Source organism: Lysinibacillus sp. FSL M8-0337, from assembly GCF_038593855.1.
Classification (GTDB): domain Bacteria; phylum Bacillota; class Bacilli; order Bacillales_A; family Planococcaceae; genus Lysinibacillus; species Lysinibacillus sphaericus_D.
This window is the reverse complement of sequence record NZ_CP151996.1, coordinates 1746018-1771700: the sequence shown is the minus strand read 5'-3', so window position 1 is coordinate 1771700 and position 25683 is coordinate 1746018. Positions and strand designations below refer to the sequence as shown.

31 protein-coding genes are annotated in these 25683 nt (G+C 35.7%); 9 read left to right on the top strand and 22 right to left on the bottom strand.

Annotation, left to right across the window (positions count from 1 at the left end):
- Positions 1-303: 303 nt before the first annotated feature.
- The 4 genes from MKY08_RS08250 (at position 304) to MKY08_RS08235 (ending at position 3807) form a co-directional block, all read left to right on the top strand.
- Entirely contained in the window at positions 304-1203 is a 900-nt protein-coding gene (locus MKY08_RS08250; RefSeq protein ID WP_069511431.1) for a helix-turn-helix domain-containing protein, read from the top strand.
- A gap of 110 nt (positions 1204-1313) precedes the next feature.
- The gene (gene ugpC, locus MKY08_RS08245) at positions 1314-2465 is read left to right on the top strand and encodes a sn-glycerol-3-phosphate ABC transporter ATP-binding protein UgpC (protein ID WP_069511433.1); all 1152 of its coding nucleotides are present in this window, start codon (positions 1314-1316) and stop codon (positions 2463-2465) included.
- Between the two features lie 328 nt (positions 2466-2793).
- Complete coding sequence (locus MKY08_RS08240) at positions 2794-3282, top strand: flavin reductase family protein (protein ID WP_069511436.1); 489 nt, start codon at positions 2794-2796, stop codon at positions 3280-3282.
- Between the two features lie 108 nt (positions 3283-3390).
- Entirely contained in the window at positions 3391-3807 is a 417-nt protein-coding gene (locus MKY08_RS08235) for a hypothetical protein (protein ID WP_069511438.1), read from the top strand.
- Positions 3808-3916: 109 nt separating this feature from the next.
- On the opposite strand, the gene MKY08_RS08230 is transcribed toward MKY08_RS08235, so the two are convergent.
- The 3 genes from MKY08_RS08230 to MKY08_RS08220 form a co-directional block, all read right to left on the bottom strand.
- Positions 3917-4072 carry a YezD family protein gene (locus MKY08_RS08230; protein ID WP_080653350.1) on the bottom strand — a complete coding sequence of 52 codons (156 nt, stop codon included), beginning with the start codon at positions 4070-4072 and terminating at the stop codon, positions 3917-3919.
- A 389-nt stretch (positions 4073-4461) separates the two neighbouring features.
- On the bottom strand, positions 4462-5136 hold the full coding sequence (locus MKY08_RS08225; protein ID WP_069511440.1) for a phosphopantothenoylcysteine decarboxylase: 675 nt from the start codon (positions 5134-5136) through the stop codon (positions 4462-4464).
- Positions 5137-5226: 90 nt separating this feature from the next.
- Complete coding sequence (locus tag MKY08_RS08220; RefSeq protein WP_069511442.1) at positions 5227-6093, bottom strand: LysR family transcriptional regulator; 867 nt, start codon at positions 6091-6093, stop codon at positions 5227-5229.
- Positions 6094-6224: 131 nt separating this feature from the next.
- On the opposite strand from MKY08_RS08220, the gene MKY08_RS08215 reads away from it, so the two are divergent.
- Positions 6225-7124, top strand: a complete 900-nt coding sequence (locus MKY08_RS08215; RefSeq protein ID WP_069511444.1) for a DMT family transporter — start codon at positions 6225-6227, stop codon at positions 7122-7124.
- A 118-nt stretch (positions 7125-7242) separates the two neighbouring features.
- On the opposite strand, the gene MKY08_RS08210 is transcribed toward MKY08_RS08215, so the two are convergent.
- Both MKY08_RS08210 and MKY08_RS08205 read right to left on the bottom strand, forming a co-directional pair.
- A complete protein-coding gene (locus MKY08_RS08210) occupies positions 7243-7752 on the bottom strand; it encodes a general stress protein (protein ID WP_069511446.1) in 510 nt (169 codons plus the stop codon).
- Between the two features lie 198 nt (positions 7753-7950).
- A complete protein-coding gene (locus tag MKY08_RS08205) occupies positions 7951-8400 on the bottom strand; it encodes a DNA starvation/stationary phase protection protein (protein ID WP_069511448.1) in 450 nt (149 codons plus the stop codon).
- 274 nt (positions 8401-8674) lie between these two features.
- Between MKY08_RS08205 and MKY08_RS08200 the strand changes: the two genes are divergently transcribed.
- Complete coding sequence (locus tag MKY08_RS08200) at positions 8675-9202, top strand: GNAT family protein (protein ID WP_069511450.1); 528 nt, start codon at positions 8675-8677, stop codon at positions 9200-9202.
- A gap of 552 nt (positions 9203-9754) precedes the next feature.
- Here MKY08_RS08200 and MKY08_RS08195 read toward each other — a convergent pair.
- From MKY08_RS08195 to MKY08_RS08185, 3 genes are all read right to left on the bottom strand, one after another.
- Positions 9755-10078 carry a helix-turn-helix domain-containing protein gene (locus tag MKY08_RS08195; protein ID WP_069511454.1) on the bottom strand — a complete coding sequence of 108 codons (324 nt, stop codon included), beginning with the start codon at positions 10076-10078 and terminating at the stop codon, positions 9755-9757.
- 125 nt (positions 10079-10203) lie between these two features.
- Positions 10204-10728 carry a general stress protein gene (locus MKY08_RS08190; RefSeq protein WP_069511456.1) on the bottom strand — a complete coding sequence of 175 codons (525 nt, stop codon included), beginning with the start codon at positions 10726-10728 and terminating at the stop codon, positions 10204-10206.
- Positions 10729-10818: 90 nt separating this feature from the next.
- Positions 10819-11259 carry a DNA starvation/stationary phase protection protein gene (locus tag MKY08_RS08185; RefSeq protein ID WP_024363449.1) on the bottom strand — a complete coding sequence of 147 codons (441 nt, stop codon included), beginning with the start codon at positions 11257-11259 and terminating at the stop codon, positions 10819-10821.
- A gap of 222 nt (positions 11260-11481) precedes the next feature.
- Here MKY08_RS08185 and pepF point away from each other — a divergent pair, with 222 nt between their 5' ends.
- Positions 11482-13287, top strand: coding sequence for an oligoendopeptidase F (gene pepF / locus MKY08_RS08180; RefSeq protein WP_069511458.1), 1806 nt, complete (start codon positions 11482-11484; stop codon positions 13285-13287).
- Positions 13288-13511: 224 nt separating this feature from the next.
- A complete protein-coding gene (locus MKY08_RS08175; protein WP_069511460.1) occupies positions 13512-14495 on the top strand; it encodes an SEC-C metal-binding domain-containing protein in 984 nt (327 codons plus the stop codon).
- Between the two features lie 339 nt (positions 14496-14834).
- On the opposite strand, the gene MKY08_RS08170 is transcribed toward MKY08_RS08175, so the two are convergent.
- A complete protein-coding gene (locus tag MKY08_RS08170; protein WP_024363446.1) occupies positions 14835-15026 on the bottom strand; it encodes a zinc-finger domain-containing protein in 192 nt (63 codons plus the stop codon).
- A gap of 183 nt (positions 15027-15209) precedes the next feature.
- Between MKY08_RS08170 and MKY08_RS08165 the strand changes: the two genes are divergently transcribed.
- The gene (locus tag MKY08_RS08165; protein WP_024363445.1) at positions 15210-15602 is read left to right on the top strand and encodes a ribonuclease HI family protein; all 393 of its coding nucleotides are present in this window, start codon (positions 15210-15212) and stop codon (positions 15600-15602) included.
- A 569-nt stretch (positions 15603-16171) separates the two neighbouring features.
- Here MKY08_RS08165 and MKY08_RS08160 read toward each other — a convergent pair.
- From MKY08_RS08160 to MKY08_RS08100, 13 genes are all read right to left on the bottom strand, one after another.
- On the bottom strand, positions 16172-16684 hold the full coding sequence (locus MKY08_RS08160; RefSeq protein ID WP_069511464.1) for a hypothetical protein: 513 nt from the start codon (positions 16682-16684) through the stop codon (positions 16172-16174).
- Positions 16685-16786: 102 nt separating this feature from the next.
- Positions 16787-17317, bottom strand: coding sequence for a hypothetical protein (locus MKY08_RS08155; RefSeq protein WP_069511466.1), 531 nt, complete (start codon positions 17315-17317; stop codon positions 16787-16789).
- Positions 17318-17626: 309 nt separating this feature from the next.
- Positions 17627-17947, bottom strand: a complete 321-nt coding sequence (locus MKY08_RS08150) for a hypothetical protein (protein WP_069511468.1) — start codon at positions 17945-17947, stop codon at positions 17627-17629.
- 109 nt (positions 17948-18056) lie between these two features.
- Complete coding sequence (locus MKY08_RS08145) at positions 18057-18584, bottom strand: hypothetical protein (protein WP_069511470.1); 528 nt, start codon at positions 18582-18584, stop codon at positions 18057-18059.
- A 21-nt stretch (positions 18585-18605) separates the two neighbouring features.
- Positions 18606-19559 carry an SAR2788 family putative toxin gene (locus MKY08_RS08140; protein WP_069511472.1) on the bottom strand — a complete coding sequence of 318 codons (954 nt, stop codon included), beginning with the start codon at positions 19557-19559 and terminating at the stop codon, positions 18606-18608.
- Between the two features lie 18 nt (positions 19560-19577).
- On the bottom strand, positions 19578-20432 hold the full coding sequence (locus MKY08_RS08135) for a S8 family serine peptidase (protein ID WP_069511474.1): 855 nt from the start codon (positions 20430-20432) through the stop codon (positions 19578-19580).
- A 343-nt stretch (positions 20433-20775) separates the two neighbouring features.
- A complete protein-coding gene (locus MKY08_RS08130; protein WP_069511476.1) occupies positions 20776-21522 on the bottom strand; it encodes an amino acid ABC transporter ATP-binding protein in 747 nt (248 codons plus the stop codon).
- 12 nt (positions 21523-21534) lie between these two features.
- Entirely contained in the window at positions 21535-22191 is a 657-nt protein-coding gene (locus tag MKY08_RS08125; protein ID WP_025219199.1) for an amino acid ABC transporter permease, read from the bottom strand.
- A gap of 101 nt (positions 22192-22292) precedes the next feature.
- Positions 22293-23105: an amino acid ABC transporter substrate-binding protein gene (locus MKY08_RS08120; RefSeq protein WP_069511480.1), complete on the bottom strand. Its 813-nt coding sequence runs from the start codon at positions 23103-23105 to the stop codon at positions 22293-22295.
- Between the two features lie 243 nt (positions 23106-23348).
- Positions 23349-23558: a M20/M25/M40 family metallo-hydrolase gene (locus MKY08_RS08115; RefSeq protein ID WP_069511482.1), complete on the bottom strand. Its 210-nt coding sequence runs from the start codon at positions 23556-23558 to the stop codon at positions 23349-23351.
- Positions 23559-23569: 11 nt separating this feature from the next.
- The gene (locus MKY08_RS08110; protein ID WP_081327933.1) at positions 23570-24325 is read right to left on the bottom strand and encodes a M20/M25/M40 family metallo-hydrolase; all 756 of its coding nucleotides are present in this window, start codon (positions 24323-24325) and stop codon (positions 23570-23572) included.
- A 178-nt stretch (positions 24326-24503) separates the two neighbouring features.
- Complete coding sequence (locus MKY08_RS08105) at positions 24504-25151, bottom strand: GntR family transcriptional regulator (RefSeq protein ID WP_025219194.1); 648 nt, start codon at positions 25149-25151, stop codon at positions 24504-24506.
- Positions 25152-25384: 233 nt separating this feature from the next.
- Positions 25385-25588: a hypothetical protein gene (locus tag MKY08_RS08100; RefSeq protein WP_024363430.1), complete on the bottom strand. Its 204-nt coding sequence runs from the start codon at positions 25586-25588 to the stop codon at positions 25385-25387.
- Positions 25589-25683 lie beyond the last annotated feature (95 nt).

Below are 25683 nucleotides of genomic sequence, written 5' to 3'. Positions count from 1 at the left end.
TTAAAGCATGGCATTAACCTCTTCCATTTTTCAAATTCCAATCATTACTGTTAACGCTTACAAGTAATATTATAACAAGTCAAAAAAGTTGTAAATAATTTTCTTTATTTTTTATATTCACGGAGAAAAATTCCACCTACGTAAACAATAATAAAAAATGCCCCCATATAGACATGACTGAAAACTGTTTAGAAAGTCCGATATAAAGGGCTCCAGACTAGCCTACTTCATGTCTAGGAGTATTTAAATTGTTTTACAGATGGAGATACAATTGTTTACAATCAGTCTAAAAAGGAGAAACCAATGCTTAAGAAATTAGAAAATTATTTTCAGACTGCCTTTACAACTACATATAATGCACAAGACAACAGTAAATATTGGTTTATAACAGAGGATAATTGTAAATTCGGCATCGTCAAAACAGCCCTTTCAGATGCCGAACGTAATCTCTTACTGACTTTATTTCTTCCCATAGATAATACGATAAATGGACAAAATAACTCTAGCGTTCAACAAAAATGGTATGATTTTTTAAACAACGATGGAAAAGAGCTACCCTTTTTACAAGATGTAAAAACTTTGCGTTTTTGCTATTTCTATCTCAAACAACCTATTGATGATTTATATAATTTTAAAGAGGCCATTACAGGAGGATTTCAGCAACCGGTAATACTTATGATGGACGATACACATGGCATTATCGTAGATGAAAAGCCCCAAGTCGTTTTTGATAAAGAGGCGTTTAGCCAACTAAGTGATACATTAACGAGTGATTTTTTTGTTAAAATTTATAGTTATATCGGTCAACTGCATCAAGCTGATTTATTCGTAAAAGAAAAGTTTAGCTATGAATACCAATGTTTCAAAGCAATCCATCGATTCGCTGATCGGGAAAAATCACTCACATTTCACGAAGCATTGCCTTTACTACTCATTCATGCTCCATCACTCGTTAACAAAAACATACTTTCCAATTTGTTTGTTGAAAGTATGCAAGGGCAGGAGATGCTTGATACAATTCAAGTCTTTTTACAATGTAATTTAAACGCGTCTTTGACTGCAAAAAAACTTTATATTCATCGCAATAGCCTACAGTATCGATTGGATAAGTTTATAGAAAATACAGGAATCGATATTCGTTCCTTTGCCAATGCTACATTTGTTTCACTTGCTATGTTGTTGCTAAAATCAGAAAATTATTAATAGTTGTTCAATCTGCCCAATGACATTTTGTGTAATGTATACATATACATTTTGCATAATTTTCTCTTATACTCTAAAAAAACCATTACATTTTAAGGGAGATGAACCAAATGGCAGAACTAAAATTACAACATATTTATAAAATCTATGATAAAAACGTCACGGCAGTAAAAGATTTTAATTTGGATATTGAAGATAAGGAATTCATTGTTTTCGTAGGTCCTTCAGGTTGCGGTAAATCTACCACATTACGTATGGTCGCGGGTCTCGAAGAAATTTCTCAGGGAGATTTAATCATTGATGGGAAACGCATGAATGATGTTGCACCAAAAGATCGTGATATCGCCATGGTATTCCAAAACTACGCCCTTTACCCACATATGAGCGTATATGAAAATATGGCATTTGGATTAAAACTGCGCAAATTACCGAAGGATGAAATTAATCGTCGTGTCAACGAAGCCGCACGCATTCTAGGTCTTGAGGAATACTTAAATCGTAAACCGAAAGCACTTTCGGGCGGTCAACGGCAACGTGTGGCATTGGGACGTGCCATTGTTCGGGATGCGAAAGTATTTTTAATGGATGAGCCTTTATCGAACTTAGATGCCAAACTACGCGTTCAAATGCGTGCAGAAATTACTAAACTTCATCAACGTCTACAAACGACAACGATCTATGTTACCCATGACCAAACGGAAGCTATGACGATGGCAACGCGCCTCGTTGTAATGAAAGATGGCGTTATTCAACAAGTGGGTGCACCAAAAGAAGTTTATGAACAACCTAAAAATGTTTTTGTTGGCGGTTTTATCGGCTCCCCTGCCATGAACTTCTTTACAGGTACGCTTACCGATGGCAAACTCAACATTGGCAGTACTTCTATTGCCATTCCACAAGAAAGAATGAAATACTTACTAGCGCAAGGTTACAACCATAAAGAAATTATAATGGGCATACGTCCAGAAGATTTCCACGATGAACAGGCGTTTATTGAATCATCGCCAGGGTCTAGAATCGAGGTAACGATTGAAGTGGCGGAATTAATGGGGGCTGAAATCATGCTCTATTCACAGGTCGAAGGGCAGCAATTTATTGCACGTGTGGATTCACATGCCAATGTTAAACCTGGTCAAGTTATCCCACTAGCACTCGATATGAACAAAGTCCACTTCTTCGATAAAGACACTGAAAACCGAATTATTCCAGGTGATAACAAACATAACGAAGACAATGAGGACAATGAAAACCACTTGTTGTGAGCTAAAAAAGGCGACTAATACCAAAAAAGTGTTAGATTGAGCGCAATCAATCTAACACTTTTTACATGGTCATTGCTGTTTGCTACGGCGGTGCTTTTTATAAACATAATATGTATGCCACTACTATCACTCGTATATTCTTATAATGTAATTTACCTCAGAAAAGTCTCTATCCCTTTTGTCCGTCTTTTGAGAGAACAAGCCGTTTCAATGAAAATGCACTTTACAGTTGCTAGATTATTTTGTAGGCTTATCCATAATAGAACGAAGAAAATGCTACAAGAACAAACAAACGGATTTCTCCATAACATAACAAGAGGTGATGTGTATGACGGACAAAGTAACTGCATTTAAACAGGCATTAGGGAATTATCCAACAGGTGTCACAGTTGTTACAGCTTGCAATAATCTAAATGAACCGATTGGCTTAACGGTCAATTCCTTTGCATCGGTTTCCATAGATCCGCTTCTCATTCTATGGTCATTGGACAAAAAATCACAACTACATCCATTTTTTAGTACTACGAAAAAATTTGCGGTCAATATTTTAGCGCATGAGCAAACACATTTATGTACGGTATTTTCAAGTAAAATCGTTGACAGATTTGCGCAAGTTCATTGGTCTACTTCAGCACACGGCTTACCTATTTTGCATGATACGTTAGCTACGCTACAATGCGAAACATATAATAAAATTGATGCAGGTGACCATACGATTTTCATCGGGCAAGTTTTACAAATTGATAATAGACAGAAAGAACCTTTGCTCTATCACCGTAGACATCTTGGACAAATTCCAACGAGCTTTTACGAATAATCTGGTTTAAGTAGGTATTTCAAATTTCCCCTTTGAGATACCTTTTTAACGTTTTAAAATCACAGCTCATCGCATTATTACGAGTGTAAAAGGAGTGAAACGATTATCATGCCCGATTATAGAAATATACTTGTCCCTTTATTATTCGTTTTTATTATTGTAGGTTGTACAAGCTTAGAAAAACAAAAAATTGAAGTTCAAAAAATGGCAGAAGACGGAGCTTATGAGGATTTCAAGGAAATTACCCATTCCAAAGAGGTAAAAGCGGTTAAACAAATACTACATCATGCTGACTGGGAGAAACGAAAAGTCGATATGGCAAGATTGCCAGACTATGAGTTTATATTTCAATTTGTTAATTCCAATACTCATGCTAAAGCCATCACTTATGCCGTTTGGATTGCTCCAAACAAAAACACACTAGAGGTCGTGCAAGGTGAACAGCAGTATGTTCATTTGAACGAAAAGGATTCTAGCACTTTGTTCGAAGCATTAACAGACAGTAAACTAGTAGATGTCAAATAAAGAAACATTTATTGAGTTCGTTAGCGGTTTTTAGTGTAAGACTACCTATGTGGCGTCAAAGGGCGCTTTTAAGGTAGTCTTTTGTTAATTTTCCCATTCTAATAACACTTTACTTTTTCTGTGGAAATCTTTGCTTTTCAAGTCGATTAATTTGTACAATCACACCATCTTGAATGGTAATTTGCACTTCACCAAATTCTAAATTTTGAATGGCCTTCGCAATCACTTCTAATTTTTTATCATCAATCTTAGACAGTTGAGACATACGATACACCCCTTCTTTTTTCACTTTTTGTATAAAAACATTCAAACATCAAGATGATTGGTTTGTTCTCTTATCTCTAAAAATTGCACTGAATTTTGCCAAAGAGCGTTTGAACATCTCCCCTAGCATCAGCACTACGTTTCTTGGAAATAATTCTATAATTCAGAAAACCTATTGTCAATATAAATATTATAAAACCTAGCTGAATACTTTGTAATTAAGAAAAAAGTTTAATTTTTACCTAACAATTCCATATTTTTTAATAACTCATATTTTATAGATTGTCTTAATGACAAGTGGTAAATAGTCTTTACTTTATACATATTTTGGAATGGAATGATGTATGACAACAAAAAAGCTGTGCAGAATGTTTTCTACACAGCTTGTGGTTATACGTTTTGTAAGTAATTCATCAATACTTTTGCCGTTTCTTGTTTGCCAATTACTTTGATGGGATCACCTTGTGCAGGTACAATCCAATGAGGCTCTTGACCACCGTACAGCGATTGCGAGCTATTAGCAACCATGCATTGTGCGTTCGCCGTTTCCATACGAAGACGTGCACGCGATAGTAAGAACTGTTCATCCTCTGTTGCCTCTAGCTTAAAGCCTACTAACGTGACATTCGGTTGCCAGCCCTTTATTTGTCCTAACACTTTTGGTGCTTTTTTAAAGTGAATAATAGGAGGCTCGTCCGATGGCATTTTGCCCGCACCTTCCATGAGATTGCCCGATTGATCGTAAACTTTATCAATTACCCAATCAGAGCCGGCCGCTGCCATGATTACAATATCTACTTGTTCTTCCTGTACCGCATAGCGCACCTTGTCACCTAAATCTTCAATACCCTCAAAGCGTACAGTACGCATTTTATCTTGGTTAACCGGAAGTTGTGCAAAATAGCCATGCATATAGATAACATCTGCCCCAGCTTCTAATGCTGCTTCAGCCAAATAGCAGCCCATCGTGCCCTTCGATAAATTCGTATGCCCGCGCACACGATCCCATTTTTCAAGTGTTCCCCCACTTGTAATGAGTACGGTTTTTCCTTGTAATGTCCCCACTCACACTCACCTTTTCTTTTCAAACTATCATGAATTAATAAGCATTCTTCATGTTCTATTTTAACGTAAAAAGATAAAATAACCTATTTCTTATTTTTCTTTCAACCATGCACTTAAAATTTCCGCAAATTTTTTCGTCACTGGTGAGGCTTGGTGTTTCATTGCAAGCCCAATTGTTCGATATCCACCTTGTTTTAACGGGATGGCCTTTAATGAAGACGGCAAACGATTAATAACTAAGCGAGGTAAAATACTAATTCCTAAATGATGTGAAATCATTGAAATAATCCCTACTTCCTCTGACAGCTCAAAGCGGATGTTTGGTTTCACATGATACTGTTCTAAAAGGACTTTTACATCATTGGTACCTCGATACGATGTCATAATAAAGGGCATATCCTCTAATTCAGCAATATCAATTTCTGCTCGATTATAGAGAGAGCTTTGATTGGAAACGATACATAAAAGGGGGTCTTGTACTAACTCGATAAATTGGAATTGTTCCGATTTTTGACCATTTAAAAACCCAGCATCCACTACACCGCTTTGTAACCACTGTTCGATTTCATAATAATCGCCTTCGCGCAATTCTACTTGTATGCCTGGAAACTGATTGTCCATAATACGAATAATTTCGGGCATCCAATTGGATGAAATACTAGAAATAACACCGATTCGCAATTTCCCTCGGGTCACACCAAGAATATGTGCCGCTTCTTGCTGTAATAATTCATTTGCATCGAGAACTTGACGCATCGCACGCAGCATCGTTTGTCCCTCACTCGTTAAGGTTACACCTGTTCGACTTCGATGGATTAGTGCAAATCCACATTCTTTCTCTAAGCTTGAAACAGCATGACTAACAGCCGATTGGGTTAATCCAAGTGCCTCCGCTGCTTTTGTAAAGCTCGATACTTCAGCAACTTTATTCAAAATCTCGTATTTGACTAAACTCATTCACTTTCCCTCTTATACATGAATTTTTTTAATATTAATCATTATAAACATTCGTTTTACTAATCACAATACAAGATATATAGTAAATTTTAGTATAAAACTGTTTTAGTACACAGATTGAAGGTGGCATAATGAGTAATCAAGGAAAAGCAAATTTACTAATGGTAATTGTAACAATGTTTTGGGGATTGTCTTATACGTTTATGGTAATGGGGCTTGAAACATTGGCTGTTTATAATGTGGTAGCATTGCGTTGTATTATCGCATTTTTTGCAGCAGGCATAGTCTTTTATAAACGCATGATCAAAGTCGATTTCAAAACATTAAAATACGCAGCTATTCAAGGTTTGCTTTTATTCATTGTGTTTGCACTTAGCTTATTCGGACTGGAGACTACTTCCGTTTCCAACGCAGGATTTATTTTAAGTCTAACAGTTGTGCTAGTGCCTATATTCAGTAGCTTTATCGACAAAAAATTGCCTTCAAAAGCTGTTAGTTTTGCGATTGTTAGCACAATGATTGGTATTACTGTATTAACTGTACAACATTCTTTTACGTTCCAAACCGGCGATATTTTAGTCGCTATTGCTGCTTTAAGCTATTCAATTTATCTGCTGTTAAACGGTAGATTTACGCGCAACGTAGAGTCAATTTCATACGGCATCTATCAACTCGGTTTCGCTGGCTTGTATGCACTTGTTTTAACGCTACTTTTTGAAACACCAACACTTCCAAATTCCACTACTTCATGGATTGCCATTTTAGGGCTTGGTATTATTTGTAGCGCATTTTGCTTTGTTGGCCAAACTGTTGCACAACAGTATACATCTGCTACACATACAGGGCTTATCTTTTCATTGGAGCCTATTTTTGCCGCGATGTTTGCCATGATGTTTATCGGGGAGGGACTTACGGTTAAATTACTGATTGGCGGTAGCTTTATTTTAATCGGCAATCTTGTTGCTCAATTGGAACATCTTCACAGTTTACGCTTTGTAAGAAAACATGAACAGGAAAAAGTGATGCATTAATAAATACGAAAAGAGTGAAATTGACCATAACCAATCCCACTCTTTTCTACTATTTGCTTCTATGCCCACTCAGTGAGCGCTTTCCGCAACAATAATCAATTACTAGTATTATAGTTAATTACAAATATCTTCTCATTTGTTCAGCATCATTCATACGCTCTTCAGCCTTTAAGCGTTCCTCACGTTGAGCTGGTGTCTCATCCCCAATCAATTCAGGTGGCGTTACACGTGTATCCAGCTCATCCAGTTGTGCGCGTTGTGATTTGGCGCCAAGTTTAGCTGAGGTAGGATTGGTGTTGTCATCATGTTCGGCATATAATACAATGGCCCCTTCTTCCACAAGCTGTGCGTAATATGCTGTCTGACCCTCTGTCAAATCAAAACGTTTTAATCCTTCTGTGACCGCTGTTTCTCCAGTAAACCATGATTTAATTTGGTCAAACCAATTTCCAGCTTCGTGGGTTTTCACATCAGCGTTCCATTTGACATCTTCCAAATCCCTAGCTTCTCTTGCAATAATATGGATTTCATCCGTGTGGTAACCTTCCATGCGCATACATTTTAAAATATGAAACATCTCTTCTCTCGTATGTGCAACTTCAATTTTTGGGTTTTGTTCATTCATCATGTTCAATTCCTCCTAATTTGTAAGGCTTACTATGTATGTACCCCGACACTTTAATAAAAAACCCTTTTTATGCATCCTTTATATAACTGTAATAAATGTCATCTCAATTATTATTCTGTTGCCTATTTGTCATATTGCTTGTCCCCCAAAAATTAAAAAGCACTTGGAGCTTTAACTAAACTCCAAGTGCTCTGTATTTTAAGCGCTTTTTTTATCAAGAAAGGCTTTTAACATCCAAGTATGTTTTTCAAGGGATTGATACATCGCATTAAGCAAATCTTCTGTACGGTCATCCCCTTCTTCTGCAGCAAGCTGCATCGTATTATGGATAGCTTGCATTTGCTTTTCGAAGTCAGAAATCGTAGTTGCGACCATTTCATCTGCTGTCTCTTTTCCCGTTGCTTCTTCTACATAGGATAGTTCAAGGTATTCTTTTAAAGTAGCGACAGGCTCGCCACCTTTGGATAGAATACGTTCAGCCGTATCATCAAAATTTAATGTAACCTCATTGTATAATTCTTCAAATTTTGCATGGAGTGTAAAAAAGGCATTTCCGGTTACATACCAATGATAGTTATGTAGTTTCGTATACAGTACCGACCATGTTGCTACGAGTTTATTCAATTCCTTGTTTAAATCTTGTGGCATAATTACCCCTCCAAATTATTGTTATTTATATAATTCAGTATGCAATATACTGTCGAACCCTGTCAAGTAGACACCATAAATAAAATAAAAAAATAACAAAAAGGGTAAAAATCTTAATACGCTATGTACGATTAGCATCCAAATAAAAAGAACGCTACATTGAGTACTTGAAAAAGCATTCTTTATAGAATACAGTTCGTTAAAGCACTATGTCCTTAAATTACGTATAATGAAATAAAAACGTTGAATACATCTTGCCAAAAAAGGAGACCCTATGAATATTACATTAAGCCAATTGACATACGTTGATATGGAAAGTTTATATACATTCGAGCTTACTAATCGGGCTTATTTCGAAAAATTGGTACCTATTCGTGGTGATGATTATTATGATTTTAATAATTTTAAAAAGCAAAACCTTATGCTAATAAATGAACAAGAGCAAGAACGATCTTATTTCTATTTAATCAAAAATGAACTTGGACAAATCGTTGGGCGCATCAATTTAACCGATATAGATAAAAAACAACAGTTAGGTAATATCGGTTATCGAGTTGGCGATGAACATAGCGGCAAGGGCATTGCTAATAAAGCGTTAAAGTTATTATTAACAATCGCGAGCAATAAAGGCATTCGACAAATTGCTGCGAAAACAACAACAAACAATATAGCCTCGCAAAAAGTATTAGAGAAAAATGGATTTATATACACTGGCACAAGTTCTGAAAAATTTGCAATGAATGGACAAAAATCAAAGTTTGTTTATTATAATTGGAGCGATTCGGAGGCAAGCCGTTTGTAACAATACGGGTTTATTTAATCCTATAACCACGTAAAATAGTAACTACTTCAACGAAGGGTTATAGCCAAAATATAGTAGATAGACAAAATAAACCGAATGCAAATTGTAGGTACTACAAGTGTCCCTCATTTTAGCATTCGGTTTATTGATTTAGTTTATATATTTTTAGCAGTATTCCGCAATTCTATTCCTCATTTAACAGATTTCCAGCAGGATTTTTTAGAGTTGGGGTAGGCTGTGGTGCGTCCATTTGTATACTTTGTGATCGCGAAGCAGCTAGTTTCATCAATCGATAAATCCGTTTATGATTAAATTGTTTATTGTATTTATGGTTTAGATGGAGCTTCATTTTGCGATAGCCAAAGTTTGCTTGTCCCTTTTCATGTAACGCGCTTATTTCTTTTAAAATCTCGTCATTTTCAAGCTGCCTTTTTGTTGGTACGCGCTGTGTCCATTTATAGTAAGCAGAGCGTGCAATTCCTGCGCATTCACATAGTAGCGAGATAGAGTAGTTGTCGTTGTGATGCAATGCTTGAATGGCTGTATATTTATTTACATAACTCTCCTCCCTTCGATTTCCTCTAGCTTTTTTAGCAAAGCATTTTCTGTACGTAGACGTTCATTTTCGCGTTCAAGACTTTTTATTTCTTCTTTAAATTGTTCTTCTATTGTACGCTCCTGTTCTTCTTTAGTTCGCCCGCGTTTATCTTGTAGCGATGCTTCGTCACCCGCTTCATATTTTTTAACCCATTGGTAAACTTGTTGGTACGATACTTGAAACCTCTCTGCAGTAAGTTGGTAGTTTTTATCGTGCTTTAAACAAAAGTAAACGATTTGAACTCGTTCCTCTAATGTCGTTTTTCTTCCCTTTGGCATCAGTTCGGCTATCCTTTCAGCAATTCCTTTTTTATACTATTATAATTGTTAGAACAATAAACGAGAACAGAATAGTAAAGCAATATATAGTAAAAACCCCCTTCTTTAACAGAAGAGGGTTTTACTTACGTATTGTCTTTATTCAATTGTTCCGCTTCTTCCAAACTTTCTTCTGCTCTTAACCGATGCTCTCGTTGCTCAGGCGTCTCGACATGATCAATCGTATCAATAAATGGTTCAGGCGCAGTAACGCGAGGTTCCAGTGGATTATGCCAATAGCGATTTTCCTCTTGATCAATCGCTATTGTTACTGGGGCATCTGTGTTTGCCTTCTCGCCAAACACAACAATAGCACCATGCTCTACAAGTTGTGCATAATAGGCCGTTTGCCCCTCACTTAAATGAAAACGTTTGACGCCTTCTTTTACAGCAGATTCACCTGTAAACCATGATTTAAACTGATCGAGCCAATTGCCTGCCTCATGCGTGTGTACATCTGTTTCCCATTTAATGTCCGCAAATGGCGTAGCGTCCTTCGCAATAATATGAATATCATTCGTGTGAAAACCTCGGCTATGCATTTGTTTTAATATTTCTAGCATTTCCTCTTTCGAGTGTGCCACTTCAATATATGGATTTTGTTCATTCATGCAATATATGTCCTCCTATTTTTAATGGCCACTCCATACTTATTCGTATCAGAGGAACTGCCTTTACCGTTTTTTGTCTTCCTTTTAATGTTATTCGTTCAGGAATGCTTTTAACATCCATGCATGTTTTTCAAGGGACTGGTACATAGCGTTTAATAAGTCTTCCGTTCGGTCGTCACCCTCTTCTGCCGCAAGCTCCATCGTTGCGTTTAAAGCTTTCATCAACTTTTGGAAATCAGAAATTGTTGTAGCAACCATTTCTTCCGTTGTTTCTTTACCTGTTGCTTCTTCTATATAAGAAAGCTCCAGATGCTCTTTTAAAGTAGCTACTGGCTTGCCATCTTTGGATAGAATACGCTCTGCGATTTCATCTAAATTTAATGTTGTTTCATTATATAATTCTTCAAATTTTTCATGCAGTGTAAAAAAGGCACTGCCTGTTACATACCAATGGTAGTTATGCAATTTTGTATACAGTACAGAGTATGTTGCTACTAGCTTATTGAGTTGCTTGTTTAAATTTTGTGACATAATATCTCCTCCAATAATTCATACTAGCCTTTAGTATGCGTTGCTTTGTACTCTGGCTATACCTTATTTTTCCCAACTGACACAATTTCAAACACGTTATGCTTCTTTTTTTAAAAATTCATGATTTCGCTAGGCTACTAAAATCTTACTCTTATAATTATTTCACTTTTCGAAATAGTTTCGTTATAATGGAATCACTTACGTTAAAAGGGGTGTTCTGACATGGAAGTATTACCATTACGGAAAGATGTTGCAGTGGAGGAAACGTGGAATTTACAGGATTTACTTGAAAATGACGCTGATTTTGAACCTGCATTAGCTCAGTTTGTAGAAGATGCAGTAAAATTTGAAAGCACCTATAAAGGGAGCATTACGGATGCACACAAGGTAATTGAGGTACTGACAGCCTTTGAAGCATTACAAGTAGGTATTATCCCTCTTGGAACCTATGCGAGCTTAAATATACAGGCTGATCGTACGGATGACGTTGCACAAATGCGCGCAGCAAAATTTAGCACGGCAATTGGAAAAATTAGCAGTTCCATCGCATTCGTGAATAGCGAATTGCTTGCATTAGACGAAACCATTTTAGAGCAAGCTGCAGCGTTAAGTCCCCTATATAAGCGCTATATCACACAACTATTAAAGCAAAAGCCTTATCAACTACATCCTGAAGTAGAAAAAACGCTTGCTGCTTTGCGTTCTACATTCGACGCACCTTATGAAATTTACAACACGACAAAGCTCGTGGATATGCATTTCGGGGAGTTTGAGGCAAATGGCAAAAATCATCCGCTTAGCTATGTGTTATTCGAAAATGATTGGGAACTTGAAAGCGATCCAACGATTCGTCGAGCGGCATTCAATGCCTTTTCTAACAAGCTTCGTGAGTATCAACATACTACGGCTAAAGTATATAACACGCATATCCAGCAAGAGAAAACAATCGCTGATTTACGGGGCTTCGACTCTGTCATTGACTTTTTACTTTTTGACCAAGATGTCGATCGTTCACTTTATAATCGTCAAATTGACCTTATTACAAAAGAGCTTGCTCCACATATGCGTCGTTATGCCAAGCTTGTACAAAAAGCGCATGGCTTAGATAAAATGACGTTTGCTGATTTAAAAATAGCGCTCGATCCAAGCTATGATCCAAAATTAACAATGGCAGAAGCAAAAGATTATGTTGAAAAATCATTAGCTGTGATGGGTAAAGATTATGAGGAAATGATTGAAAGAGCGTTCAACGAGCGCTGGATTGATTATGCACCAAATAAAGGAAAATCTACAGGCGCATTTTGCTCAAGTCCTTACGGTAGCCATCCATACATTTTAATGTCATGGAATGAGCGAATGAACGAGGTTTTCACACTAATCCATGAGCTTGGTCACGCTGGTCATTTTGTTAATGCACATGCCCATCAATCATATTTAAATAATCGCCCTTCCCTCTACTTTATTGAGGCGCCATCTACAATGAATGAGATGCTACTAGCAAACTATTTATTGACACATAATGATGATAAACGCTTTAAACGTTGGGTTATATCAAACATCGTATCGAAAACATATTATCATAACTTCGTCACACATTTACTAGAGGCAGCATACCAACGTAAAGTATACGAATTAGTGGATGCTGGCGAATCAGTGAATGCTACAGTATTGAATCAATTAAAACGTACTGTTTTAGAAGATTTCTGGGGCGATACTGTCCATATTTCAGAAGGTGCAGAATTGACTTGGATGCGTCAGCCTCATTACTATATGGGCTTGTATCCATACACATATAGTGCTGGTTTAACGATTTCTACACAAGTATCGCAACGTATTTTAAAAGAAGGTAGTCAGGCTGTAGACGAATGGTTAAAAGTACTGCAAGCAGGTGGCACTAAATCGCCTGTAGAACTTGCCCAAATGGCAGGTGTTGATGTCACGACAGATCAACCGCTGCGAGAAACAATTGCTTACATTGGTCATTTAATTGACGAGCTTGAAAGACTAACAGCAGAGATTGAAGTCTAATAGTATTACCATCTACGCTCGATACAAGTGCGTAGATGGTTTTCTTTTTTTAGTTCTAAGCTAGAAAATACATACATATAATAGAATTAGGGCGTCCCTCTAATTTTTTGATATTTCAAAATAGATAATCATTTTTCTTCATACAAAAGTACCGTTATTATTAAGTGTACGCAATTTATTTAGCAAAAATCGACTAACAATTTTCAAAGGAAGTGTTTCTAATTATGGTAAAACGTAATGATCCATGCCCATGCGGTAGCGGCAAAAAATACAAAAAATGTTGTGAAGGTAAACAGCAAGTTACAGTTGAAGCTGTAGCAATCGAAGAACTAGAGCGTGTACTACAAACATTTTATTTAGAATATCCAGAACGCAAAGATGTTCGTGCTTATATCGAGCATGTTGGCACATGGCAGCCTAAATTAGAGAGCGTACTACAACGTGAGCTTATTGAAGCGATTGCGTTAGACGACTTCTTCTTCCATCAAGAGCCATCTATTTGGAAAGGTTATTTAAAGAAAACGAAGAAAAAGACGGTAAGACCTTCAACTTTAAAAGTGCTTGAAGGCTGGTCTCAACCTACACTCTTTATTGGTACGGTAACTGTTGTAGAGGAAAAATATTTTAAAGCTAGTCATGTTCTTTCAAATGAAGAAATTTACATCCGTCGCGAAAATGATAAGCCAATTCCTGAGGGAATGCATGTCTTTGCGTTTATCTTGCCAGATGGCACAAAGCAGGAAGCGCATTATTTAGCGGTATCAACGCTTATATTCTTCCCACAAGACCATGAACAGGTATTTGTGAAGTTAAAAGAAAACTTCGAGGCTTCGAATAAGAAGGTTCAAACATTCTTAAAAGAAGATCATCTAACATTCTGGGAGCTACTTATGTCTAATGGCTACAAGGGCGAAGAATTCACAAACTTCGAGAACGGTGTTATTATGCAAGTCAAGGAATTCCTTGAACAAAATGAGCGTGAAACAGCACCGATGCTTGAACTATTAGAGGATTACTTAATCGAAGGACAACCATCTGCACGTAAAGAAGCGGCCATCGCAGCAGGTGCTATTCGCTACGGTCAGGAAAAAGAGCTATTTGAATCACTTTCTATGACAGTCAAAGAAATTGCAGCGACTTTCGATATTTCTCCTTCCTCTTTAACAAAATACTACCAAGATTTAAGTCAATACGCTTCAACAAAATAAAACAAAAACAAGTGTTAGATTGAGTTACAATCAATCTAACACTTGTTTTGCTAAAGCGGTATTTGCCTTCTATCCGCGATTTCTTCTGTTTTACCCGCGTTTAGTGGACTTCTATCCACGATTTACACTGTTTTACCCGCGTTCCAATAAATAAATAGAAAAAAGCTACGTTCGTTATCTGCATAACAGACAACAAGGTAGCTTTTTCTATGGTAACCAACCAATTTTATTATTTCCGAACATATAGTTATTTATGCAAGAAAAGCACTACATATGCTTAATTTCATGCATAAAAATTTCTTATTGGATATTTTTATGTGAGTTCTCACAATCAGCGCCTTATTTGCTATACACTTTCATTAGCTCTTCCCCTAAAAACTGCAATCGCTCCCCTACTGTACACGCCTCAATACAAAAACGATGGGCCCCTTGTTTCCCACGTTCTTTCCGCAGTTGCTTAATGACTAAGCAATCAGCACAGTACATATCATGTAGTTCATCAATATCTTTCATAACCGTCACTTTATCCATTAAGAACATTCGCCCCTTTCACGTCCAAATTTCATGTCTTTCTATTATGAAGTCAACATTGTGTTCAAGCAACTATTTTGTTCATCCTAATTTAACAAAAATTGTTTCAATCATTTGGAGGTTGTCAAACAGCCCCATTGCTGTACAATAAAATGGAAGTCTAATCGCAAAGTAGGGATTTTCATGTTAGAGGTCTATATCGATGCGGCAAGTGCAGGTAATCCTGGCCCTAGCGGCATTGGCATTTTTATTAAAGGAGAAGGCCATCACGTACAAATTAGTGAGTACATCGGTCATACTAATAATCATATCGCCGAATTCACCGCATTAGTACGGGGCTTAGAAGAAGCACAAAAACTAGGTACAAGCATTGTCTCCGTCCGTTCCGATTCAAAAGTGGTCGTTACATCTATAGAAAAAGAATATGTCAAAAACGAAGAATTTAAACCTTTTCTTGAACAAGCATTAACACTTGCAAATAATTTTGATTTATTTTTCATCAAATGGATTCCAGATGGGCAAAATAAAGCGGCAGATGCACTAGCACGCAACGCTATTCAAAAAGAAAAAAATTAATAATAATATAGTGGGGATTGCTCGCTAAACACAAGCAATCCCCTATTCGCTTAATTTTAGTTCATTGTATGTTTCTAAAAGCCCTCGATAAGAACTTTCTTCAGAAAACCAAAGTTTTCATTGTTACAAAACTCTACAAATTTAAAAAATTCTTTTTTTCAGCTCTTCTTTAAAAGGTTCAATCGGCACAAGAAAAGACTGATAACGATCAAGTTGAATTTCATAATATTGCCCATTTTCTTGAATTGTAGTATCGATATATGGATAATTATCCAAAAAAATTATATGATGATTGCTTCCATCATATCTACTTTCTAAAAGATAAATAAAAGTACTCCACGTATCTAACAAACATTCCGTTATTTGCTCTTCACCAAAAATCACCACATCATTATAAATTAAGCTGACAAAGCCATAGGAACAGCATCAGTTATTACTTCTGGAAAATTGCTATCATATTGTCGACCAATGAATGTATTTTTTTTAGCGCATTCATAAAAGCACCCCGCTTCCATGATGAGTCTTCTGTTATAAGTAATGCTACTAAAAAATCTTTTTGTAGGGGCAGCTCAAAAAAGTAATTCATCATATGTTTCTAATAGTGCTCGATATAAACTGTCTTCGGCAAACTGTAATTTTTCATTTTTACAAAACTCCACAAATTTTAAAAACTCTTTCTTCACCTCTCTTTTAAATAACTCTATAGGAACCAGAAATCGCTGGTATTTATCCAATCGAATTTCATAAAAATGACCATTTTCTTGAATTGTAGTATCGAAATAGGGATAATTGTCTAAAAAATCAATCTGATGACTTCTTCCATCATAGTGAGTATCAAAAATATATATTAAATCACACCACGTACTTAATAAACTCTCCGTTATTTGGTCTTCACCAAAAATCACCACATCATTATAAATTAAGCTGACAAAGCCACATAGGTAATCACCTTCGTTTTCTTCTAATATCTTCTGTGCTTTTTCTACCGCTAAAGGATTGGTAATCGGGAAACTTTCGATTTTATAAACAGGAGCAGTTATATCTTCTTCCCCTATAAATGTTTCGATTTTTAGTTTATTCATACAAAGCACCACACTTTTTGAAAATGAGTCTTATGTTAAATGCTTTAATTTTTGGGACTGCTTGATAAATTTCAAGCAGTCTCCTGTTTATATTTTTTTCTTCTAAATTGATCTTTCCTCTTGTTCAAGTAATTCAACATACGTTTCTAGAAGGCCAAGATAAGAACTTTCTTCGGAAAACTGTAGTTTTTCATTCTTGCAAAACTCCACAAATTCAAAAAACTTCTTCTTCAGTTCATTCAGGAATTCCTCTTTTGGCAAGAGGAATTCCTGGGAAGAATCAAGTTGAATTCGATAATACTGTCCCGTATTTTCAATTACAGTATCAAAATATTTACCATTATCTAAAAAAACAATCCGATGACCCCTTCCATCATATCTGCTTTCTAAAACATAACTTAAAGTACTCCAAGTATCTAATAAACATTCAGTTAATTGCTCTTCACCTAAAATCACCACATCATTATAAATCAAGCTGACAAAGCCACATAGGTAATCACCTTCGTTTTCTTCTAAAATCTTCTGTGCCTTTTCTACCGCTAAAGGATTGGTAATGGGGCAACTTTCAATTTTATAAACAGGAGCAGTTATATCTTCTTCCCCTATAAAGGTTTCAATTTTAAGGTTATTCATACGACACCTCACACTTATGAGTAATATGAGTAATCCAAAAAACATTGTGGGAACTACTTGCTAAAAACAAGTAGTCTCCCATCTATATTTTTTTAGCCCTCAAAGTTTTTTCCTCTTCATTTTGAATTAATTCATCATATGTTTCTAAAAGTCCTCGATAAGAACTCTCCTCGGAAAACTGTAGTTTTTCATTTTTACAAAATTCCACAAAATTAATAAATTCCTTTTTCACTTCATTTTTGAAAAGTTCAATAGGAACTAGAAAACGTTGGTGACAATCTAGTTGTATTTCATAAAACGATCAAGTTCTTAAATTGTAGTATAAACATAGGGATAATTATCTAAAAAAATTATCTCCTCTTTGCTCCCATCATATCTACTTTCTAAAATATTACTTAAACTACTCCATGTATCTAATAAACTTTCCGTCATTTGCTCTTCGCCAAAAATAACTTCATCATTGTAAATCAAACTCACAAAGCCACATAAGTAGTCGCCCTCGTTTTCTTCTAATATCTTCTGTGCCATTTCCACCGCTAATGGATTGGTAATAGGAAAACTTTCGATTTTATAAACAGGAGCAGTTATATCTTCTTCCCCTATAAAGGTTTCGATTTTTAGTTTATTCATAAAAAGCACCACACTTTTTTGAAAATGAGTTCCAAGTTTTTTAAATAATACTGTATATTGTGGGACTGCTCATTGAAAATAAACAGTCCCTTGTCTGTATTTTTACCTTTCAACTTCTTTCATCTTCATCATAAAGTAATTCATCATACGTTTCTAAAATTCCACGATATAAACTGTCTTCGGCGAACTGTAGTTTTTCATTTTTACAAAACTCCACAAAATTAAGAAATTCCTTCTTTACCTCATTCCGGAATAGCTCTATAGGTACGAGAAAACGCTGTAAATGATTTAGTTGAATTTCATAAAAATGGCCAATTTCTTGAACTAATGCATTGCCCTTGTAATTATCTAAAAAAGTAATATCAATACTTCTTCCATCATATCTATGGTTTAAAATATAGATTAAATCACACCACGTATCTAATAAATCTTCCGTTAATTGTTCTTCACTAAAAATCACCATCTCATTATAAATCAAGCTTACAAACCCACTTAAGTAATCTCCTTCGTTTTCCTCTAAAATGTTCTGCGCCTTTTCTACTGCTAATGGAGAGGTAATAGGAAAACTTTCAATTTTATAAACAGGAGCAGTTATATCTTCTTCCCCTATAAATGTCTCGATCTTTAGTTTACTCATACAAAGCACCACACTTTCTCATCATTTTCCAACTGGAAAAGCTGAATTTACATGACCATACTTATTAAGCCTAACTTCATATTCAATTCCGTTTACTTTTGCTCGCACATTTATACCTTGAATATCATTTAATCTTTTAGATATCGCAAATTTATTATTATTAATTACTGTAGTGACAATATTTTTAATATCATGAACCGATAAATCTGGATCAAAAAACGTTTTCCCTTTATTTCCAGTCCAATAATTTGGATGATGATTTTCTAAAATATGTCTCATTTTAGCTTTCGTAAAATAAACCTTTTTACCACCACCTACATCAATCGTTACATCTGCAAAGGTGGCAACGGCTTTTTTGGCTGCATCTTTTGACTTACTGTAAAATGTACGTTTGCCAATTTTCAGAACCTGTTTAAAACCAAATTTTTGTACTGTATATCTAACGACCGCACCACCGATTAAGTATACCAATGGTGGTATTACGTGTGCCTGCAACCTTACAGGATTGCTTTCAAAGGTTTCATCCGTTTCTAAATTCGTAAAGATTGTACTAAAATTGTCATCTTCCAATTGTTGCATCGTCACACGATAATGGTTTTGCTCTACAGTGCCGTTTTCTTCGATGACACTATCGATTACTATTTCTTCGCTTTCACTATCAAACTTGATGTCTAAATCCGCTTTCAAATCCTCGGACTCAAAAGTTGTTTGGACAAGTAATTCATTATCATATATTTCAATATTCCGAATATTTATCGTACTATCGTCTGAAAAAATAAGATTTTTATTTAATTCATCGTATAGTTCTTGTTTGTATTCTTCTGTATGCACATCCTGTATTTCATCTATGGAAATCATCACAATAGGCTCATCAGATACTACATCATATTCCTGTGCAGAAATCAAATTGGGTGCAATATTTGCAAATAGCAACGCTGCAATAATAATAGATATAAATTGTTTTTTCCATTTCATCGTTTCATTTCCCCTTTATTATTGTATAAATATCGTACCTTTTCCATATTCAGCTGCATTCCAAAAATCTTTTGTCACAGTATATTGTTGTAAAATAGCGTTAAAATTTTCTTTTGGCTCAACCTCCTTATATATTTCTTTCAACTGAATAAATAGATGTGTTGCATAGGCAGCTGCAAAAGAGGTTCCCGTAAAGACAGATGCTTGCCCATTATGATGAATACTTTGTACATTCTCCCCGTTAAAAACATAATCAATTTTTCCAATAGCTGAAAAAGAGGATCGTTTATTTTTTTCATTAATAGAACCTATTGACAATACACCATCCAATTTTGCTGGATAGTCAGTTGCTAAACCATATGTATTACCAGCTGCGGCGACAATAGTAATTCCTTGTTCTACTGCTTTTTCAATAATAGATTCTAGTTCAGCATTGGGCATTTGAAAGCCAAAACTAATATTAATGAAATCTACCTGTTTATCTATGCACCATGTAATAGCTTCTACTAAATGATCAATTGAGCCATTGCCTTGTGCATCTAAAAGTTTAATATCGTATATTTTTAATTTAGCTTTTGCTTCTCCTACAATAATTCCCGCGACTGGCGTACCATGATTAAAATCATCCTTAACTTTTTCCCCAGGGTGCGTTAAATTGACTTCTTCAAATGCGACACCTTGAAAGACATCCAAATCTTTATTTATACCACTGTCCAAAATAGCTACTGTAATCAAATGGCTGTCATTTTTTATTGCCAATTGTCCGAAGGTAAAATAACAAAGAATGCAAATAATCAATGACAACAATACACTAAATTTTTTATTGATAGTGTTCGCCACCTTCTTATGTAGTTGTTTAAAAATTTCCAACATGGATGGGTTCTCTCATTGTCAAGAGAGTTATTCTGTAGGGTTTTCGTAGTTAAGTGATGGTCATGTTGGAAAATTAAAATAGATTTATGTCTATAAATCCTTTTAGTTCTCTACAAGACAATTGAAGTTTTTCAAGAGAATATTTTTTAAGATTATTCTAAATTTTCACTACAAAGAGTGTCAATAAATTTTATGTCGATTTTCTTGCAAATTTTTGTAATGGCGTTTTCTGTGGTTATCGTGGCGTTACCCGAGGTTTTTTGGCGTTACCTGAAATTTTACTGGCGAGTCCCTTATGACTCTATCAACAAAAAAAGCCATCTCAAATGAGACAGCTTCTAGATTATTTTAAATTCCTTTGTAAAAATGCTTTTGTCCGTTCGTGTTGTGGATTCGTAAAGAACGCTTCTGGATGGTTGGCCTCGATAACATCGCCGCCGTCCATAAAAACTACTTTGTTTGCGACCTCTCGTGCAAACCCCATTTCATGTGTCACAACAATCATTGTCATCTGGTCTTCCGCTAAATCTTTCATGACTTTTAATACTTCACCTGTCAGTTCTGGATCAAGGGCAGAAGTGGGCTCATCAAATAATAAAATTTGTGGATTCATCATAAGCGCTCGTGCAATGGCCACACGCTGTTTTTGTCCACCAGACAAATTTGCTGGGTAGGCCTGTGCCTTATCAGCAAGACCAATTTTTTGTAGTAAGTCTTGACAACGTTTTTTAATAGCATCCGATGACTCCGTTTTTAGTAAGCCTGGTGCAATTTCAAGGTTTTGTTGTACTGTTAAATGAGGGAATAGATTAAAATGTTGAAATACCATGCCCATTTTTGCCGTAATTTTTTTAATGTCTTGTTGCTTGGCATATGTTCCGTTTTGTACTAAATAATCACCATCTACACAAATGCTGCCGCCATTAATTTCTTCTAAATGGATTAAGCTTCGAAGCATTGTACTTTTACCCGATCCAGAAGGACCGATAACAGCCACGACATCATTTTTCTCTATGTTCAATGTGATGGTCTTTAGCACCTCTAAATTGCCAAAGGATTTCTTCAAATTCGATACTTCAAGCAATGCCATCTGTGTCCACCTCTATTCAAATTTAAAACGTTTTTCTAGCCACTTAAAGAATACCGTTAAGACAAGCGTCATAACTAAATAAATAGCGCCCGCAATAAAGAACGGCACAATGGTAAAGTCACGGTTGACAGCTGTTTGTGCAAAATGCAGCAGTTCAGGTACAGCTACCGCATAAAGAAGTGCTGTGTCTTTAATTAATGTAACGGATTCATTCGATAAAGCAGGCAACGCTACACGGAACATTTGTGGCAATATAATGCGTGTTGTTGTTTGCCATTTTGACAGGCCTAACACTTGCGCAGCTTCGTACTGGCCTTTATCAATTGCTAATAAGCCACCACGGAATATTTCTGCAAAGTAGGCAGCATAATTTAAAATAAAGCCAAGACATGCGGCAACAAAGCGGTCAAGTACGAGATATTCACCGATTACCGGCACCATCGGTAAACCGAAGCAAATTAATAACAATTGTAGTAATAGCGGTGTACCGCGCATGACATAAATATACGTATTGGCTAGCCAAGACAGTGGTTTAATACGGCTTTTCACAGCTAATGTAAGCAAAAAACCTAGTGGAATCGATACCAAAATGGCAATAATGAACAGCAACACCGTCATTTTTGCGCCTTCAAGCATCGGCAAAATCATTGTTTGCCAGTAGTCCGCCATAATCATTTTCCCTCCAAAAAGATAAGAGTTTCACGAGGAAACTCTTATCGACTGATAACATTCAATTAAAATGTGCGCGTAAAATACACGATTTCTTTACATTATTTTAAAACCTTGTTTTCACCAAACCATTTTGTTGAAATTTCTGCGGCTGTGCCATCTTCATTCATTTTATCTAAAGCGGCTTGCAATTTTTCTAATAATGCTTCGTTACCTGGTTTGACACCAATTCCGTATTGTTCTGGTGCTAATGATTCATCTAATAATTTGAATGTGTCAGGCTCTTGCGTCATGTAATATTCTGCTACAACAGCATCAATAATGACTGCATCTACACGCCCCGTTTTTAAATCTGTTAAAGCTAATACATTGTCTGCAAATTCTGTTACGTTTTTCACTTCTTTGTGAATTGGATTTGAATTCAGTGCTTCAGCAGCAGATGATTGTGATTGAATACCGATTTCTTTTCCTGCTAAATCACTTAATTTTTTAATAGACGATTTATTTAATACCATTACAGCTTGTGAGTTTTCTAGGTATGGTTTTGAGAATAAAACCTTTTCTTTACGCTCATCTGTAATTGTGTAACCATTCCAAATTACATCGATACGACCGCTAATCAATTCAGCTTCTTTCGTTTTCCAATCGATTGGTTGGAATTGAGCTTCCATTCCCATATGTTCGGCAGCAGCACGTGCTAAGTCAATATCAAAGCCAACGATTTCGTTTTTATCATCACGGAATCCCATTGGTGCAAACTTGTCATCGATTCCAATAATAATAGTATCTTTGTCTGTTGTTTTCGTTGTCTCCTTCGAGCTATCCGTCGTACTCGATTTATCTCCAGAAGTACCACAAGCTGCTAAAGCAAATATAGCTGTAAGCATAAAAAGTAGTGTAAAAATACGCTTCATAATCTAATATCCCCTAACATTGTAATTTGTTTAATAGCAAAACTTCGCTTTCTCTTACTAAACTACTAATGTGTTAAAGAATATCAAACTGGCGCATTATTGTCAATATCCTGATTGAATTATTAGAATATTATTCAATAAAAATTTCTCTATTATGAACGTTTGAATATAACAGAAGCGTAACTTGTTCCAACAAAAAAACAGTTCAACTACTCAACTTAGCTGAACTGTTTTTTCAAGAAATTATTTATGCTGTTGTTTTAGCCATTCTATTGCCACATTTGCATGTAAAGCAGCGCCATATTTAAAAATCTCTTCATTTTGGCGCATACACGGGTTGTGCACTGGAGCCTCGCCTTCTTTGCCAGTTCCTAACACAACAAATGCAGAAGGTACTTCCTGTGAAATGTAAGAAAAGTCTTCCGAGCCTCCGAGGTATCCATTATCCACCACATTTTCAGCCCCTATAGGGCACGTATCGTTAAACGTAAATCCCCTTTCGAAGCTGCGATACCAAAAGCATTTTCTCCAACATCAATATGTACAACTGTACAAAGGACAAGCCCATTATGGCGTTCTGGAGCTGTAAAATCAGGAATTGCTTGGACAATGTTCGCAATCGCAAATGCTGGATTAATGCCCTTTTCCGGCTGACTGGCATGGGTAGGTGAACCTTCCATATGGATGGTCATCCCCTTAGAAGTACATAATGCTGTACCATCAATAATTCCGACGGTTTTATAAGCGAGCCCACTCATATTATGGTAGGCGAAAATTTCGTCGATACTATGTTCTTTAATAAAATCTACACATTGAATGGCTCCATCGCCCGTTTCTTCCGCAGGCTGAAAGAGGAAAAAGATATTTTTATCGGCGCCCATTTGATCGACCTCCAGTGCAAAACCCGCTAAAGTCGCTGCATGACCATCATGTCCACATTTATGTGCTTTACCTGGAAATTGAGAAGCCCAAGGAAGATCAATTACTTCATCCATCGGAAGGGCATCAAAATCTGCACGGAACGCGATATTTTGCGTAGCTGATTTGGCATAGTAAATGGCATAAAACCACTTTCCTTTATCTACAATTTCTAGATTTGTATACGTTTTCAAAAAATTAACTAAATGTTGCTTTGTCCAAACTTCCTCGTTCGAAAGTTCCGGATGTTGATGCAATTCGTGTCGCAATTGTTTTGCTAAATCGAAATTTAAACTTTTCACTGTGTAATTCCCTCCTAAAATTGCCTGATTTTTTCAATACGTGACGCTTTCTATTTATACAAATTTGTATAATGTATATTGTATATTATATTTTATATTTTAATTTTTTCAACAAAAAAATAATTCTGTCTTTTTAAAGACAGAATTATTTTTGGTGTATAAGCGAGCATTTTTCATCCTAAAGTGGGATAAGCTCTGCTTTATCAATATTCCAATGTACTTCTTTCATATATCGCTCTAGTTCAGCCAGCTCACCTTTTTCAAATAATTCCATCATTTTCCGGTGTTCATTATTAGTTTGAGACAATCTTTTCTTTGTCAGTTCTGCCTCACCAGAATGAGCGAAGTTTTTCAAAAACTTTTTTTGTAATTGTAAAAGAAGATTTACAAGACTTTTATTTGGGCAGACAGAAAGATAGACGCCGTGAAAAGCTTCCTGCATTTTATGATACATCGAGAAATTGCCAGTATTAATGGCTAAATCAATACTTTGAATATAAAACTCCATTTCATTCATATGTTTCTCGGTTAAAAAAGGGGCTGCTAATGAAGCAGCTAAACCATCTAATGCCCCAATAATAAAATACGTTTCTTTCGCTTCTTCTGTTGTTAGATTTTTAATTACAAACCCTTTTCTTGGCACATTTTCTAATAACCCTTCAGAAGACAATTGTATTAATGCCTCTCTAACTGGTGTCCTGCTAACATTTAAGCTTTCACTAATCGCACTTTCATTGACCTTTTTTCCAGCAATCAAATTCCCGTTGTTGATTTGATCTACGATATAATTATAAACATGGTCTTTTAACGATAAATAATTATTCATAAAGTAACCTCTATTTAATAATATTTTTACAATCCTTTTTATCTACTATACACTATACACTTTTTTCAAGTATCTTAGCCATAGTCATGAAATGGATTTTTATTTGTTAAATCGCTTTCCCTCTTATGTTACTTTACAAATATATAAAAAAACCATTATGCATTGTTTATATATCGGATACTGAATAGGAAACCAAAATACCATTTATATATATATGTAAAAAAAGTTGTATTTTAAAGCGTCCCTTTAAATTTCTCGGGCTTTTTGACATAGCTTTCGATAATAAAACCGCAGTCTGTACAAAGAATATATTCAACTTCTGAGCCAAAGCTCATCTTGTTCACTGGGTGCATTAATGCATATCCACTATGTTTTCCCTTCCCTAATTCTAGTCCACCACATTTTGGACATTCCGTTATTGTCGGATACTGATTCACGCGAAAACCTCCTTATTTGATCTATGTAAAAGTTCAATAGATGCCATATTATTCATGGTTAAAAAATGTATGCTTTTTCTAACTATATTTACGAC

Excerpts from the sequence above, each read along its gene's own strand:
- MKY08_RS08250 (WP_069511431.1), top strand. The coding sequence starts at position 304 with ATGCTTAAGAAATTAGAAAATTATTTTCAGACTGCCTTTACAACTACA.
- ugpC (WP_069511433.1), top strand. The coding sequence starts at position 1,314 with ATGGCAGAACTAAAATTACAACATATTTATAAAATCTATGATAAAAAC.
- MKY08_RS08240 (WP_069511436.1), top strand. The coding sequence starts at position 2,794 with ATGACGGACAAAGTAACTGCATTTAAACAGGCATTAGGGAATTATCCA.
- MKY08_RS08235 (WP_069511438.1), top strand. The coding sequence starts at position 3,391 with ATGCCCGATTATAGAAATATACTTGTCCCTTTATTATTCGTTTTTATT.
- MKY08_RS08230 (WP_080653350.1), bottom strand. The coding sequence starts at position 4,072 with ATGTCTCAACTGTCTAAGATTGATGATAAAAAATTAGAAGTGATTGCG.
- MKY08_RS08220 (WP_069511442.1), bottom strand. The coding sequence starts at position 6,093 with ATGAGTTTAGTCAAATACGAGATTTTGAATAAAGTTGCTGAAGTATCG.
- MKY08_RS08215 (WP_069511444.1), top strand. The coding sequence starts at position 6,225 with ATGAGTAATCAAGGAAAAGCAAATTTACTAATGGTAATTGTAACAATG.
- MKY08_RS08210 (WP_069511446.1), bottom strand. The coding sequence starts at position 7,752 with ATGATGAATGAACAAAACCCAAAAATTGAAGTTGCACATACGAGAGAA.
- MKY08_RS08205 (WP_069511448.1), bottom strand. The coding sequence starts at position 8,400 with ATGCCACAAGATTTAAACAAGGAATTGAATAAACTCGTAGCAACATGG.
- MKY08_RS08200 (WP_069511450.1), top strand. The coding sequence starts at position 8,675 with ATGAATATTACATTAAGCCAATTGACATACGTTGATATGGAAAGTTTA.
- MKY08_RS08195 (WP_069511454.1), bottom strand. The coding sequence starts at position 10,078 with ATGCCAAAGGGAAGAAAAACGACATTAGAGGAACGAGTTCAAATCGTT.
- MKY08_RS08190 (WP_069511456.1), bottom strand. The coding sequence starts at position 10,728 with ATGAATGAACAAAATCCATATATTGAAGTGGCACACTCGAAAGAGGAA.
- MKY08_RS08185 (WP_024363449.1), bottom strand. The coding sequence starts at position 11,259 with ATGTCACAAAATTTAAACAAGCAACTCAATAAGCTAGTAGCAACATAC.
- pepF (WP_069511458.1), top strand. The coding sequence starts at position 11,482 with ATGGAAGTATTACCATTACGGAAAGATGTTGCAGTGGAGGAAACGTGG.
- MKY08_RS08175 (WP_069511460.1), top strand. The coding sequence starts at position 13,512 with ATGGTAAAACGTAATGATCCATGCCCATGCGGTAGCGGCAAAAAATAC.
- MKY08_RS08170 (WP_024363446.1), bottom strand. The coding sequence starts at position 15,026 with ATGGATAAAGTGACGGTTATGAAAGATATTGATGAACTACATGATATG.
- MKY08_RS08165 (WP_024363445.1), top strand. The coding sequence starts at position 15,210 with ATGTTAGAGGTCTATATCGATGCGGCAAGTGCAGGTAATCCTGGCCCT.
- MKY08_RS08160 (WP_069511464.1), bottom strand. The coding sequence starts at position 16,684 with ATGAATAAACTAAAAATCGAAACATTTATAGGGGAAGAAGATATAACT.
- MKY08_RS08155 (WP_069511466.1), bottom strand. The coding sequence starts at position 17,317 with ATGAATAACCTTAAAATTGAAACCTTTATAGGGGAAGAAGATATAACT.
- MKY08_RS08150 (WP_069511468.1), bottom strand. The coding sequence starts at position 17,947 with ATGAATAAACTAAAAATCGAAACCTTTATAGGGGAAGAAGATATAACT.
- MKY08_RS08145 (WP_069511470.1), bottom strand. The coding sequence starts at position 18,584 with ATGAGTAAACTAAAGATCGAGACATTTATAGGGGAAGAAGATATAACT.
- MKY08_RS08140 (WP_069511472.1), bottom strand. The coding sequence starts at position 19,559 with ATGAAATGGAAAAAACAATTTATATCTATTATTATTGCAGCGTTGCTA.
- MKY08_RS08135 (WP_069511474.1), bottom strand. The coding sequence starts at position 20,432 with ATGTTGGAAATTTTTAAACAACTACATAAGAAGGTGGCGAACACTATC.
- MKY08_RS08130 (WP_069511476.1), bottom strand. The coding sequence starts at position 21,522 with ATGGCATTGCTTGAAGTATCGAATTTGAAGAAATCCTTTGGCAATTTA.
- MKY08_RS08125 (WP_025219199.1), bottom strand. The coding sequence starts at position 22,191 with ATGGCGGACTACTGGCAAACAATGATTTTGCCGATGCTTGAAGGCGCA.
- MKY08_RS08120 (WP_069511480.1), bottom strand. The coding sequence starts at position 23,105 with ATGAAGCGTATTTTTACACTACTTTTTATGCTTACAGCTATATTTGCT.
- MKY08_RS08105 (WP_025219194.1), bottom strand. The coding sequence starts at position 25,151 with ATGAATAATTATTTATCGTTAAAAGACCATGTTTATAATTATATCGTA.